The following is a 12685-nucleotide window of genomic DNA, read 5'->3' as shown; positions in this document are numbered from 1 at the left end:
TTGAACCGAAACGCTGCGGCGTACTGGATCGTCCGCCTGCGCGGACGATGACAGCTCTGACTGGATTGAGATGCCCCGCTACAAACTAACAATCGAATATGACGGCACGCCGTTCTCCGGCTGGCAGATCCAGGACAACGCGCCGACCGTGCAGGGTACGCTGGAGGCCGCGGTGAAGGCGATCTGCGGCGAGAACGTTCGCGTGCATGGCTCCGGCCGCACCGATGCCGGCGTCCATGCGTTGGGCCAGGTCGCGCATTGCGATATCGAAAAGCCGTTTCCGCCGGGCCGGCTGCGCGACGGGTTGAACGCGCATCTGCGCCCGCATCCGATCGGCGTGCTTTCGGCTGATATCGTGGCTGACAATTTCGAAGCGCGCTTCTCCGCCAAGCGGCGGCACTATCGCTATCGCATCACCAACACCAGAGCCAACCTCGCGCTCGACATCAAGCGAAGCTGGCGGGTGCCGCGCCATCTCGACACCGATGCGATGGACGCCGCCGCAAAACGGCTACTCGGCAAGCACGATTTTACGACCTTCCGCGATACTGAATGCCAGGCGAAATCGCCGGAGAAGACCCTCGACCAACTCGACGTGATCAGGGAAGGCGACGCGATTTCGGTTTTGACTTCGGCCCGCTCGTTCCTGCACAGCCAGGTGCGCTCGATGGTGGGCTCGCTGGTGTGGGTCGGCGAAGGCCGCTGGAACGCCGACGATCTCGCCGCCGCGCTAGCCGCCCGCAACCGCGCCGCCTGCGGCCCCGTCGCGCCGCCAGAGGGGCTATATCTGGTGCGGGTGGAGTACTAGCGGTCCCAATCCCTACGGTGCATGGGGTTGTTTTCGATGTTTTTGTCTAGCCCCACGGCTGGATCACGCAAAATACCTGTCCAGCACCCCGCGATAGATCTTCGTCAGCTTCTCCAAATCCGACACCGGCGTGCGCTCGTCGACCTGGTGCATGGTCTGGCCGACCAGGCCGAATTCGATCACCGGGCAGTAGCTCGAAATGAAGCGCGCATCCGACGTGCCGCCGGAGGTCGAGAGCTCGGGCCTGCGTCCCGTCACCTCTTCGATCGCGCTCACCGCAAGGTCGGTGAAGGCGCCGGGTTTGGTCACGAACACGTTGGAATTCGATGGCTCCCACACGATGCGGGCGCGGATGCGGTTGCCGCAAGCTTTTGCCAGCCGCTCCTCGACGAGCGCGCGCAGCGTCTCCTGGGTATGGTTGTCGTTGTAGCGGATGTTGAATTTGGCGCGCGCCTGGCCGGGGATCACGTTGGAGGCGGTATTGCCGACATCGACGGAAGTGAATTCGAGGTTGGAGGCCTGGAACTGCGCGCTGCCGTGATCGAGCGGCTCGTCGGCGAGCGCCACGATCAGCCGCGAGATATCCGGCACCGGATTTGACGCGCGGTGCGGATAGGCGACATGGCCCTGCACGCCGTCGACATACAGCGTACCGGATTGCGAGCCGCGGCGGCCGATCTTGATGCAGTCGCCGAGCACCTCGACATTGGAGGGCTCGCCAAGCACGCAATGATCGAATTTCTCGCCGCGTTCGGCGCACCACTTCAGAAGCTTGATGGTACCGTTGACGGAGACGTCTTCCTCGTCGCCCGTAATCAAAAACGAGATCGAGCCTCGACCGTCTTTTTGCGGCTTGCCGCCGTTGTCGGTGAGATATTGCAGCACGGCCGCGACGCTGCAGGCGATGCCGCCCTTCATGTCGACCGCGCCGCGGCCGTAGAGGAAGCCGTCCTTGATGTCGCCTGAGAACGCGCCGTGGCTCCACGCGGTCTCGTCGCCCGCCGGCACCACGTCGGTATGGCCGGCAAAGGTGATATGCGGCGCGCTGTCGCCGATGCGGGCGTAGAGATTGTCGATGTCGGCGGTGCCGGGTTCACCGAAGGTGACGCGGTGCACCTCGAAGCCGGCGTCTTTCAAAAGCCGTTCAAGGACGCCGAGCGCGCCGGCATCGGCAGGGGTTACGGAAGGGCAGCGGACGAGGTCGCGGGTGATGGAAACGGCGTCATTCATAGCCCGGCTTAACACGCCAAACCGGCGGCGGGCCAGCTTTATGGGGAACCATTTCGATCTCGCTCTGCTGGTCCCAGGGCGGCCGCGTATCGGGCCGCGCCTTTGGTGCGAGCGGGTCGGGGCCGAAGCGGTTGGTATTTCGCGAGCCCTTGAGGAAGCACAATTCGACAAAGATCCAGATGCAGCCAGCGAAGGCGGCGAGGCCAAACGGAAAGACGACATCGGCGAAATAGGAGTCGTCAGGAAGCAGATCGACGAACTTGTTGTAGAGGGGAACGGTGAAAAACAGAATCACCCACCAGCCGCTCTTGTCGCGATCATGCAGCCGCTTGATCGAGGTGGCCAGCCAGACCCACATGAACAGCGCGGAGAAGGCCGTCTTGAAAGCAATCGCAGGCAGGTCGGCCAAGGAAAGGGATCGATAGGAAGCTGGATCGAAGACCTTGAAGAGATCTTCGACGCCGTAGCCGAGATTTATCGGCCCCTTACCACCGAAGAGGGCGACAACGCCGATCGTGAGCATGCCCAGGAAGATCATCCAGCACAGGATGATCAGCGTCGCCTGCCAATACCGGGCGCGGTTGATGCGCCCCTTGAAACCGAACAGATACCAGGCGTAGTCCATCGGTCGACCTCCGAACGGCGGTGTTCTGCCCTCCGGTATATTGGTCGCGCCGTGAGGCCCGGGGTTCGACCGGGGCGTGATCCGGCCCGGCTTCCGGTCAGATCATGGCCAAAATGGCCGAATTCTAGTCCCGCAGCAGCTCGTTGATGCTGGTTTTCGCGCGGGTGCGCTCGTCGACGCGCTTGACGATCACCGCGCAGGCGGTGGACGGGCCCATCTGGCCGTTCTTCATGGGCTTGCCGGGCAGCGCGCCGGGCACCACGACCGCATACTCCGGCACTTCACCGATGAAGATTTCGCCGGTCTCGCGGTCGACGATCTTGGTGGAGGCGCCGAGGAACACGCCCATCGAAAGCACCGCGCCCTTGCGCACGATGACGCCTTCCGCCACTTCGCTGCGCGCGCCGATGAAGCAGTCGTCCTCGACGATGACGGGTTCGGCCTGCAGCGGCTCCAGCACGCCGCCGATGCCGACGCCGCCCGAAATGTGCACGCGCTTGCCGATCTGCGCGCAGGAACCAACCGTCGACCAGGTGTCGATCATGGTCGCCTCATCGACATAGGCGCCAAGGTTGACGAAGGAGGGCATCAGCACGACGTTGCGGGCGATGAAGGCGGAGCGGCGCACGATCGCGCCGGGCACCGCGCGAAAGCCGGCGTCGCGAAAACGGTTCTCGCCCCAGCCGTCGAACTTCGAGGGCACCTTGTCCCACCACGACGCCTTGCCGGGGCCGCCCGGAATCTGGCCCATGTCGTTGAGGCGGAACGATAGCAGCACCGCCTTCTTCAGCCACTGATTGACCTTCCACTTGCCCGAGGCCTCACGCTCGGCGACGCGGGCCTCGCCCTTGTCGAGCAGTTCGAGCGCGGAATCCACGGCGTCGCGCACCTCGCCCTTGGTCGACGTCGAAATGCCGTCGCGGGCATCGAAAGCGGAGTTGACGGTGGACTCGAGCGCGGACAGGGACATCGGGATTTCCTTGGGGATTTCGGGCGAAGTTGGGGGGCTTTTTCGGGATTTGGCGAGGGAGAGTCAAGGCTCGCCTCATCACGGCTGTCATCACCCGCGAAAGGCGAAAGCGGGTGATCCAGTACTCCGAGACTTCGGAGGATCATTCGAAGGCCGCGGCGTACTGGATACCCCGCCTTCGCGGGGTATGACGGTTGGAGGCCAGGCTACTTTTCACTCAACCTCTGCAAAAACCCGGTCAGATCATCCGTGACGTGATCGACATAGGCGGCGTCGCGGCCTTCCAGCTCCCAATCCTCGCGCACCACTTCCTTGGCGCCATCGGGCACCACCAGCACGGTGGTCATGCCGAGCTGATGCGGCACCACGAGGTTGCGGGCGAGATCCTCGAACATCACCGCTCTCAACGGGTCCACGCCGTGGACGCGCAGGAAGCGGTCATAGGTCTGCGGCGCCGGCTTCGGTTCCAGCTCGGCGGCGATGATGTCGAACACTGCCTCGAAATGATGTGAAATGCCGAGCCGGTCCAGCACTGCGCCGGCATGGTCGGTCGAGCCGTTGGTCAGGATCAGCTTGCGGCCCGGAAGCTTTGCGATCGCAGCTCCCATCGCCGGGTTCGGCTCCAGCGGCGAGTGATCGATCCTGTGCACATAGGCGAGGTAGTCGTCGGCCCGCACGCCGTGCTCGGTCATCATGCCGCGCATGCTGGTGCCGTAGCGGCGGTAATAATCCTTCTGGATCACGCGGGCTTCTTCCGGCGAGATCTTCAGGAATGCACTGATGAACTCGCCGATCCGCGCGTCGACCTGCTGCCAGAGATTGACGTGATGCGGGTACAGCGTGTTGTCGAGGTCGAACACCCAGGTGTCGATATGGCCGAAAGCACGAGGGGAGTCTGATTTCATGGCACTCACACTCCCGTCGTCCCCGCGAACGCGGGGACCCATACGCCGTGTAGATTATCGATAGGCACGGCGCGTGTTACCTTCAATCGTGGTTGCCGCCAGTGGCCAAAACCCAACCCTGTGGTTATGGGTCCCCGCCTTCGCGGGGACGACAACGGAATGAATGGCGACAGCATACCTCACGGCATCGCAAATCGCAGCGTCTTGCCGCCGCTCGATATATCGACCGGCGCAAAGCCGATCGGCGCAAGGCCGCGGCTGCCGCAATCGCCCTGTTCGGAGACTTCGAACTTGCTCTCGCGCGTGCACAGCTCTTTCGGGCCGCCCCAGTTGAGCGGCCTGTCGCGGTATTTGATGGTGCGGTTGTCGCCATCGACCGCCTCGGCAAAGCTGTAGACCTGCCTGGGCTGGCCGGTCACGTCGGGATGCAGGCACTTGCCGGGATCGATGCGGTACCAGCCGCGGCTCGTCACCACCTTGCCGTCGTCGGTGGCGACCGCCGCCATGATCTTATGCGGCGTGTCGTTGCACCAGGTCAGCCCGGTGGAGGACGGCTTCTGCACGGCTTCGATCATGGTGGTGAAGAAATTTTGCGACTGCACGATGTCGGCCGACAGCCCGCGGCTCTTCAAAAATGCCGCAAGCGCGGCCTGCGTCTTCGGCCCGTCGACGCCGTCGATCGGGGCGGCGTCATAGCCGGCGATGACGAGCAGCCGCTGGATGCCGGCGAGCCGCGCTTGCTCGTCGTCATATTCGTTATCCTCGGCGAGATAGGCGACGAGGTTGCCGTCGTCGGTCCGCGTCGGCGTGATCTGGGTGAACGGCGCCGGCGACTGGTTGCCGCGGCACTGGCGGGCGGCGGCGATGACGAAATTGTCGGGCGCGATGCACAGCGTGTCGCTGCCGTTCTGCGGGATCGGGGAGGCGCCATAGACGCCGAGTGCGCGCGCATTCAAGAGGATACGGTCGGCGGTAAGCGCGCCCTGCAGCACCACACGGCAGGCGGCCGGATCGATCCGGAACCAGCCCCGCGTCGCCGTCGCCGCCTTGTCGTCGATGCCGATCGCGGCTTCGACGACGTAGCTCATGCGATTGCAGAGTTTCAGGTCGGCGAGCGCGGGCAGGGCGGAAACGAAGAACGAGACGGCTGCGGCCTGCAGCGCCAGCATCGTGCGTCTGACATACTGACGCATTTTTTTCGGGAAGCCTTGCAGCGCTTTCCGCTCGTCATGCCCGGGCTTGACCCGGGCATCCACGTCTTCCTTTTGGCGGTCGACAAAGACGTGGATGGCCAGGACAAGCCCGGCCATGACGGTCTTGGTTTGCGTCGCCGCCTTACTCATCACTTGTGGATCAGCGTGCCGGTGCCCTGGTTGGTGAACAATTCGAGCAGCACCGCGTGCTGCATCTTGCCATCGATGATGACGACGCCCTGCACGCCCTGCTCCAGCGCGTAGATGCAGGTCTCGACCTTCGGGATCATGCCGCCGGAAATCGTGCCGTCGGCGATCAGTTTGCGCGCGTCCTTGACCGACAGTTCCGGAATCAATTTCTTGGACTTGTCGAGCACGCCGGGAACGTCGGTCAGCAGCAAGAGCCGCTTGGCCTTCAGCGCGCCGGCGACCGCACCGGCAAAGGTGTCGGCATTGACGTTGAGCGTGTGGCCGTCATGCGAGGTCGCGAGCGGCGCCAGCACCGGGATCAGCTCATAGCCGATCAACTGGTTCAACAGCGTGAGGTCGACCTTATCAGGATCGCCGACGAAACCGAGATCGACCGCCTTCTCGATGTTCGAATCCGGATCGACCATGGTGCGCGACGTCTTGCTCGCCTTCACCATGTTGCCGTCCTTGCCGGAGAGGCCAACAGCCTTGCCGCCGGCTTCGTTGATGTAGCCGACGAGCTGCTTGTTGACCGAACCCGCCAGCACCATCTCGACGATCTCGATGGTGGCGGCGTCGGTGATGCGCAGGCCGGCAGCGAATTCGGACTGGATGCCGAGCCGCTTGAGCATGGTCGCGATCTGCGGCCCGCCGCCATGCACCACCACCGGATTGATCGCGGTCTGCTCGAGCAGCACGATATCGCGGGCGAATGCCTTGGCGGTTTCCTCCGCGCCCATGGCGTGGCCGCCATATTTGATGACGATGGTTTCTTCGTCATATTGCTGCATGTGCGGCAGCGCTTCCGACAGGATGCGGGCTTGATCGAGAGCACTGATAGTCGGCGCTGAGGTCATGAAGCGGGTCTCGCCAATTACGGATGTCGGGCCGGGTTCTATCCGATTGGCGGGCAGGGCGCAAAGTGGGGGAATTGCAGGGGCTCGTGCCCCGGACGCAGCGCAGCGCGGAGCGGTGCGCTGTTGAGCCGGGGCCCATGTGGCTGCGGTAGGTCCCGGCTCTGCGGAGCATTACCGGACGATGCTACGCATCGCCTAGGCTGCACCGCGTTCGGGACGCGAGATTACCCCCGCCTCGGCCAGGCCGCCGCGACCGCCAGCGCCAGCCAGCTGGCGATCAACAGTGTCCCGCCGGTCGGCGCGGCCATCGGAAACAGTCCGTTGCCGGCATAGTGCCGCAGCGTCAGATCGCCGGCGAACAGGCTCGCGCCGAGAACAAAGCCGAACGCCGCGAGGAGGCCGATTTTCGCGTGAACGATGGCGCGCTCGGCCAATGCGACGGCACCCAATACCGCGCACGCGTGAAACAGCAGCATCGACGAGGCCGACGCCAGCCGCGAGGCATTCGCGCCATGGGCAGAGGCTGCCGCCAGCATGACGCCGTCGGCACCCATGATCGCAGCGAGCACGATCAGGATACGGCCGGTACGGTTCATTAGCTGCGCTCTTTCAACAGCCGCACCATGGCCGCGCGCAATTCGGGCATGCCGGCACTGGTGCGCGAGGACGTCACCAGGATGTCCGGAAACGCCGCCGGATGCTTGGCGAGCGCCGCCGTCGTTTCAGCGATGTTCTTCTCCAGCTCAAGCTTCTTCACTTGGTCCGCCTTGGTCAGCACCACCTGATAGCTCACCGCGGACTTGTCCAGCGTCTTCAAGACGTCCTGATCGACATCCTTGATGCCGTGGCGCGCGTCGATCAGGACATAGACCCGCGCCAGCGTGGCGCGTCCCAAGAGGAATTGATGGATCAGTTTGGTCCAGGAGGCGACCTGGGTCTTGGGCGCCGAGGCGTAGCCATAGCCGGGCATGTCGACCAGCCGCAGGCCTGCGCCGTCCGGGCCATCGAAGAAGATCAGCTCCTGGGTGCGGCCCGGCGTGTGCGAGGTGCGCGCCAGCGCGTTGCGGCCGGTGAGTGCGTTGATCAGGCTCGATTTGCCGACGTTGGAGCGGCCGGCAAACGCCACCTCCATGCCCGCCATCGGCGGCAGCGTCTCGATCGAGGGCGAGGCCCAGACGAATTTCCAGTCGCCGGCAAAGAGCTTTCGCCCTTCTTCGATCAGCGTCGCATCGATGTCGGCGGTCATGGGAAGGTTCTCGTTCTCTCACCGTCATTGCGAGGAGCTCGCGACAACATTGCGAAGCAATTTTGCGCTGAGGCGACGAAGCAATCCATCTATCCCCGTGCAGAGGCATGGATTGCTTCGCTTCGCTCGCAATGACGGTGTTACGCCGCCTCAGTCGTCACTTTTTTTTTGAATGAGTTGCGGATGTTATCGAACAGCTCCACCTTCACGCCGTTCTTCCGCATGATGTAGCTCTGCTGGATGACCGAGAGCAGGTTGTTCCAGGCCCAGTAGATCACGAGGCCCGCCGGGAAGCCTGCCAGCATGAAGGTGAAGATCAGCGGCATCCAGTCGAAGATCATCTTCTGGGTCGGATCCGGCGGCGTCGGGTTCAGCTTCATCTGGAACCACATCGTGATGCCCATGATGATCGGCCAGACGCCGAGCGCCAGATAGGCGCCGAGCACCGGCACATGCGTCGGATCGAACGGCAACAGCCCGAACAGGTTGAAGATCGTGGTCGGGTCCGGCGCCGAGAGATCCTTGATCCAGCCGTAGAACGGGGCGTGGCGCATTTCGATGGTGACGAACAGCACCTTGTAGAGCGAGAAGAACACCGGGATCTGCAAGGCCACGGGAAGACACCCGGCGACCGGGTTGATCTTCTCCTTGCGGTAGATCTCCATCATCTCCTGCTGCTGCTTCTGGCGGTCGTCAGGATAGCGCTCCTTGAGCGCCTGCAGCTGCGGCTGCACCGACTTCATCTTCGCCATCGAGGCGTAGGACTTGTTGGCGAGCGGATAGAACGCCAGCTTCACCAGCACGGTCACCAGCAGGATGGCGAGACCGAAATTGCCGAACAGGTGGAAGAAGTAATCCAGCGCCAGGAACATCGGCTTGGTGATGAAGTAGAACCAGCCCCAGTCGATCAACAGATCGAAATGGTTCAGCCCGAGCTGCTTGTTGTAGCCGCCATGGCCGGCGAGCGGGAAGTTGATGCCGACGACGCCGGCTTCCTTGGCGCCGGCGAACAGCCGCGCATTGGCGCTGCCGGTGCCGCCGATCGCAATAGTCTGGGGCTCCAGCAGGTAGTCGGTCTGGTAGTGGTGCTTGGTGCCGACCTGGTTGGAGGCGAAGCGTGCCTGCAGCTTGGCGGTCGTATCGGGCAACAGCGCCGACGCCCAGTATTTGTCGGTGATGCCGAGCCAGCCATTGGTGACCTTGAAGTCGACCGATTTGGCCTCGTCGATTTTCTTGTAGCCAAATTCCTGCAGGCCCTGCTCGCCGAGATATCCGATCAGGCCTTCATGCAGGATGTAGTAACCCGAGACCTCGGGCGTGCCGTGCCGGGAAATCAGCGCGAACGGATAGAGCGTGACCGGCGCACTGCCGACATTGGTGACGTCATCCTTGATGGTGAAGAGATAGCGATCGTCGATCGAGATCGTGCGGCGGAAGGTGAGGCCCTCGCCATTGTCCCATTTCAGCGTGATCGGCTTCTCCGGCGTCAGGCTGCCGGAGCCCTCCTGCTGCCACACTGTCTCGCGGTCGGGAAGCCGCGCGGTCGAGCCCGAGGCCCCTACCCAGCCGAACTCGGCATAATAGGGGTGCGCCGTGTTCGAAGGCGAGAACAGCACGATCGCGGGCGATTTGGGATCGACGGTGTCGCGGAATTTCTCCAGCGACAGATCGTCGATGCGGCCGCCCTTCAGCGCGATGCTGCCGGAAAGCCGCGGCGTTTCGATCTTGATGCGGGGCGTCGCGGCGATGGCGGTATCGCGGCTGACGACCGGCTGGGCGGTCTGGCCGGCGGGGGCGCTGGGGGAGGGCGTCGCACCCGGTTGCGCCGGGGTGGAGCCCGGCGCCTGCTGCGGCGCCGGCTTGTTGAGCTCGGCCTGGGTCTGCTGTTGCGCGCGCTGCCGCTCCATCTGCGGCACGTTGTAGAAATATTGCCAGGCGATCAGGACGAGGCCGGACAGAATGACGGCGAGGATGGTGTTGCGATTATCGGTCATCGTTTCGGGGTCTCGCCATTCAATTCGGGCTGCGGGTCCTGCCGGTTCCGACTGGCGTCGGACCCGAGGCCCTCGTTTTTGGTTTGGACGCGGTTTTTCGCGCGGGCCGGGTATCCACCTCGCCTGCCAGCGCTTTGCCGCCACCTTGCAGCTTCGGCTGCCGGTCGAGGCGATGCAGCGCCGAGCGGAGATCGTCGAGCATGGTGGCGAAGTCGCGGGTGAGCGCGGCGCGGCGGCCTACCAGCACATAATCATGATGGGGTCGCATGGATATGACATCGACCCGCTTCACCAGTTCGCGAAGCCGGCGCCGGATGCGATTGCGCTCGGTGGCGGTGCCGTTTTTCTTGGTAACGGTGAAACCGATCCGGATCGGGCCATCATCGTCGCGGGCACGGCCCTGAACGACAAAGGCAGCGCCATTGGCCCGCGTGCCATTGGCAACGGCGAGAAAATCCGCCCGCTGCCTCAGCCGATCCATGAATGAAATCTCCGGAAGATCCGGCTCAGGCGCTCAGACGCTTGCGGCCGCGCGCACGGCGGGCGGCGAGGACCTTGCGGCCGCCGGCAGTGGCGAGACGGGCGCGGAAGCCGTGACGGCGCTTGCGCACCAGTTTGCTGGGTTGATAAGTCCGCTTCACGGGTAGTTCTCCGCTGACCGGGCAATTTGCCTGTTGGATTGAGATCAAGTCCGATGATGCGGGCCGGCCCGAAAAGGGGCCCTTTACGGCCCCAAATGAGCCGCCCCCGGGTGAAACCGGGCCATCGCGGACAGTTGGCGCGGCTTATACGGGAGCGACCTGTTTTCGTCAATGTCGGGGGTTGCCGCAGCGCGTGTTCTTTGAAACGTCGCAATTGGGGCGAATATATCTGTTTTCGCGGGGTTTTTAAGGGCGAGACGGCGGCGTCTCCGGATCACCGGAACCACGGGACATTAGCGATCGGTAATTTGACCGGCCGATGGCCCAACCGCATCCTCGGAATCACGGTTCGGCCGACCCATATAGGCTGGAGCGGCGTGGGTCCGGCCGGGGTCCCTTAAAGTGTCAGGGCAAATATTCGTGTCAGCGATTGACGACCAGCCGACCCCCCAAGCACCGCGGTCCTGCGCCCCGCGTCGGCTCGGGCTGTCCGGCAAGCTGTTGCTGCTGACCATCCCGCTCGTGATGATCGCCCTTGTGTTGATCTACATCCCCTCGATTGCAAATTTCTGGACCAACCGGCTGAACGACCGCCTCGCCGCGGCCAACACCGCTGCGCTGGTGCTGGACGCGGCGCCGCTCGGGATGGTCCCGGATTCGCTGGCGCGGCAGATCCTGACCAGCGTCGGCGCGCGTGCAGTCGCGATCAAGATGGGCCAGCAGCGCCGGATGCTCGCCAGCGCCGATCTCCCGGCGGCGATCGATCGCGATATCGACCTGCGCACGATCACGGTGTGGTCGGCGATCGTCGAATCCTTTGAGACCATGCTGGAGCGCGGCAACCAGTCGATCCGCGTGGTCGGCCCGGCGCCCGGCGGCGCGCAGTTCATCGAGGTAGTGATCGACGAATTGCCGCTGCGCCAGGCGATGTACCGGTTTTCCCGCAACCTTCTCGTGGTGTCGCTCGGCATCGCGCTGCTCGCGGCGGGCTTGGTCTACCTCGCGCTGCATTATTTGTTCGTGCGGCCGATGCGGCGGCTGACCGCCAATCTCGTCGGTTTCCACGAGAATCCGGAAAGCGCGGCGCGCATCATCGTGCCGAGCCAGCGCGGCGACGAGATAGGCGTCGCCGAGCGCGAACTGTCCGACATGCAGCGCGATCTGGTCTCGATGCTGTCGCAGAAAAGCCGGCTCGCCGCGCTCGGCCTTGCGGTATCGAAGATCAACCACGATCTGCGCAACTTGCTGGCGTCTTCGCAATTGCTGTCGGACCAGCTCGCCAGCGTGCCGGACCCGCGCGTGCAGCGCTTTGCGCCGAAGCTGATGCGCTCGCTGGAGCGCGCCATCGATTTCTGCCAGTCGACGCTGTCTTACGGCCGCGCCCAGGAAGCCGCGCCCGACCGCCGCATGATTCAGGTCGAGCCTGTCGTCACTGAGGTGCGCGAATCTGCAGGGATCGCCGCCGACGCCTCGATCACCTGGATCAGCGCGATCGAGCGCGGCCTGTCGATCGATGCCGATCCGGACCAGCTCTTCCGCGTGCTGCTCAATCTGGTGCGCAACGCGGTGCAGGCACTGGACAGCCGGCCGAAGGGCGACGGCTCGCCCTTGCAGATCCGCATCACCGGCCGCCGCGAAGGCTCGGTCGCCATCATCGAGGTCTCCGATACCGGTCCCGGCGTGCCGGCCAAGGCGCGCGAGCATCTGTTCGAGGCGTTCCAGACCTCCGGCCGTCCCGGCGGCAGCGGGCTCGGGCTTGCGATCGCCGCCGAACTGGTCCGCGCCCATGACGGCGACATCCATCTGGTCGAGGGCACCATCGGCGCCACCTTCCGGATCTCGATCCCGGACCGCCCGGTGGAACTGCAGAGCGTCCGCGACGAGCGGGCGCGGGCGTAAGGGCTTGTTCTCTCAGGTCATTCCGGGGCCATGCCAACGGGTCGCGCGTGCGCGCCCGATGACAGGCTCCGCATCGAACCCGGAATCCAGAGGTAAGGCGCGAGTCTAATCCGAACCCCGCGTTTACC

General features: G+C 64.1%; 13 protein-coding genes. 2 read left to right on the top strand and 11 right to left on the bottom strand.

What is annotated here, in order from left to right:
- Positions 1-70: 70 nt before the first annotated feature.
- Positions 71-808: a tRNA pseudouridine(38-40) synthase TruA gene (truA, locus tag QA643_RS36970; protein WP_283030636.1), complete on the top strand. Its 738-nt coding sequence runs from the start codon at positions 71-73 to the stop codon at positions 806-808.
- A 63-nt stretch (positions 809-871) separates the two neighbouring features.
- On the opposite strand, the gene dapE is transcribed toward truA, so the two are convergent.
- From dapE to rpmH, 11 genes are all read right to left on the bottom strand, one after another.
- A complete protein-coding gene (gene dapE, locus QA643_RS36965) occupies positions 872-2038 on the bottom strand; it encodes a succinyl-diaminopimelate desuccinylase (protein ID WP_283030635.1) in 1167 nt (388 codons plus the stop codon).
- The gene (locus QA643_RS36960) at positions 2031-2663 is read right to left on the bottom strand and encodes a DUF805 domain-containing protein (protein ID WP_283030634.1); all 633 of its coding nucleotides are present in this window, start codon (positions 2661-2663) and stop codon (positions 2031-2033) included. The genes dapE and QA643_RS36960 overlap by 8 nt, the downstream gene beginning before the upstream one ends.
- A 124-nt stretch (positions 2664-2787) precedes the next feature.
- Positions 2788-3633, bottom strand: a complete 846-nt coding sequence (gene dapD, locus QA643_RS36955; RefSeq protein WP_283030633.1) for a 2,3,4,5-tetrahydropyridine-2,6-dicarboxylate N-succinyltransferase — start codon at positions 3631-3633, stop codon at positions 2788-2790.
- 206 nt (positions 3634-3839) lie between these two features.
- Positions 3840-4538 (bottom strand): pyrimidine 5'-nucleotidase, encoded by a 699-nt coding sequence (locus tag QA643_RS36950; RefSeq protein WP_283030632.1) that lies wholly within the window; start codon positions 4536-4538, stop codon positions 3840-3842.
- A gap of 179 nt (positions 4539-4717) precedes the next feature.
- The gene (locus QA643_RS36945) at positions 4718-5704 is read right to left on the bottom strand and encodes a DUF1036 domain-containing protein (RefSeq protein WP_283035054.1); all 987 of its coding nucleotides are present in this window, start codon (positions 5702-5704) and stop codon (positions 4718-4720) included.
- Between the two features lie 176 nt (positions 5705-5880).
- Positions 5881-6777: an acetylglutamate kinase gene (gene argB, locus QA643_RS36940; protein ID WP_283030631.1), complete on the bottom strand. Its 897-nt coding sequence runs from the start codon at positions 6775-6777 to the stop codon at positions 5881-5883.
- A 224-nt stretch (positions 6778-7001) separates the two neighbouring features.
- Entirely contained in the window at positions 7002-7373 is a 372-nt protein-coding gene (locus QA643_RS36935; RefSeq protein WP_283030630.1) for a DUF423 domain-containing protein, read from the bottom strand.
- On the bottom strand, positions 7373-8023 hold the full coding sequence (gene yihA, locus QA643_RS36930; RefSeq protein WP_283030629.1) for a ribosome biogenesis GTP-binding protein YihA/YsxC: 651 nt from the start codon (positions 8021-8023) through the stop codon (positions 7373-7375). The genes QA643_RS36935 and yihA overlap by 1 nt, the downstream gene beginning before the upstream one ends.
- Before the next feature lie 140 nt (positions 8024-8163).
- Complete coding sequence (gene yidC / locus QA643_RS36925; protein WP_283030628.1) at positions 8164-10017, bottom strand: membrane protein insertase YidC; 1854 nt, start codon at positions 10015-10017, stop codon at positions 8164-8166.
- 19 nt (positions 10018-10036) lie between these two features.
- The gene (gene rnpA, locus QA643_RS36920; protein WP_283030627.1) at positions 10037-10498 is read right to left on the bottom strand and encodes a ribonuclease P protein component; all 462 of its coding nucleotides are present in this window, start codon (positions 10496-10498) and stop codon (positions 10037-10039) included.
- 25 nt (positions 10499-10523) lie between these two features.
- Positions 10524-10658, bottom strand: a complete 135-nt coding sequence (gene rpmH / locus QA643_RS36915) for a 50S ribosomal protein L34 (RefSeq protein WP_008542748.1) — start codon at positions 10656-10658, stop codon at positions 10524-10526.
- Between the two features lie 420 nt (positions 10659-11078).
- Between rpmH and QA643_RS36910 the strand changes: the two genes are divergently transcribed.
- A complete protein-coding gene (locus tag QA643_RS36910) occupies positions 11079-12557 on the top strand; it encodes a HAMP domain-containing sensor histidine kinase (protein WP_283030626.1) in 1479 nt (492 codons plus the stop codon).
- Positions 12558-12685 lie beyond the last annotated feature (128 nt).

The organism is Bradyrhizobium sp. CB3481 (assembly GCF_029714305.1).
Taxonomy (GTDB): Bacteria; Pseudomonadota; Alphaproteobacteria; order Rhizobiales; family Xanthobacteraceae; genus Bradyrhizobium.
The sequence above is the reverse complement of the archived record's forward strand: the minus strand, read 5'-3'. Positions and strand labels throughout refer to the sequence as shown.

What these genes read in the sequence shown, in the direction of transcription:
- truA (WP_283030636.1), top strand. Translation starts at nt 71, where the DNA reads ATGCCCCGCTACAAACTAACAATCGAATATGACGGCACGCCGTTCTCC.
- dapE (WP_283030635.1), bottom strand. Translation starts at nt 2,038, where the DNA reads ATGAATGACGCCGTTTCCATCACCCGCGACCTCGTCCGCTGCCCTTCC.
- QA643_RS36960 (WP_283030634.1), bottom strand. Translation starts at nt 2,663, where the DNA reads ATGGACTACGCCTGGTATCTGTTCGGTTTCAAGGGGCGCATCAACCGC.
- dapD (WP_283030633.1), bottom strand. Translation starts at nt 3,633, where the DNA reads ATGTCCCTGTCCGCGCTCGAGTCCACCGTCAACTCCGCTTTCGATGCC.
- QA643_RS36950 (WP_283030632.1), bottom strand. Translation starts at nt 4,538, where the DNA reads ATGAAATCAGACTCCCCTCGTGCTTTCGGCCATATCGACACCTGGGTG.
- argB (WP_283030631.1), bottom strand. Translation starts at nt 6,777, where the DNA reads ATGACCTCAGCGCCGACTATCAGTGCTCTCGATCAAGCCCGCATCCTG.
- QA643_RS36935 (WP_283030630.1), bottom strand. Translation starts at nt 7,373, where the DNA reads ATGAACCGTACCGGCCGTATCCTGATCGTGCTCGCTGCGATCATGGGT.
- yihA (WP_283030629.1), bottom strand. Translation starts at nt 8,023, where the DNA reads ATGACCGCCGACATCGATGCGACGCTGATCGAAGAAGGGCGAAAGCTC.
- yidC (WP_283030628.1), bottom strand. Translation starts at nt 10,017, where the DNA reads ATGACCGATAATCGCAACACCATCCTCGCCGTCATTCTGTCCGGCCTC.
- rnpA (WP_283030627.1), bottom strand. Translation starts at nt 10,498, where the DNA reads ATGGATCGGCTGAGGCAGCGGGCGGATTTTCTCGCCGTTGCCAATGGC.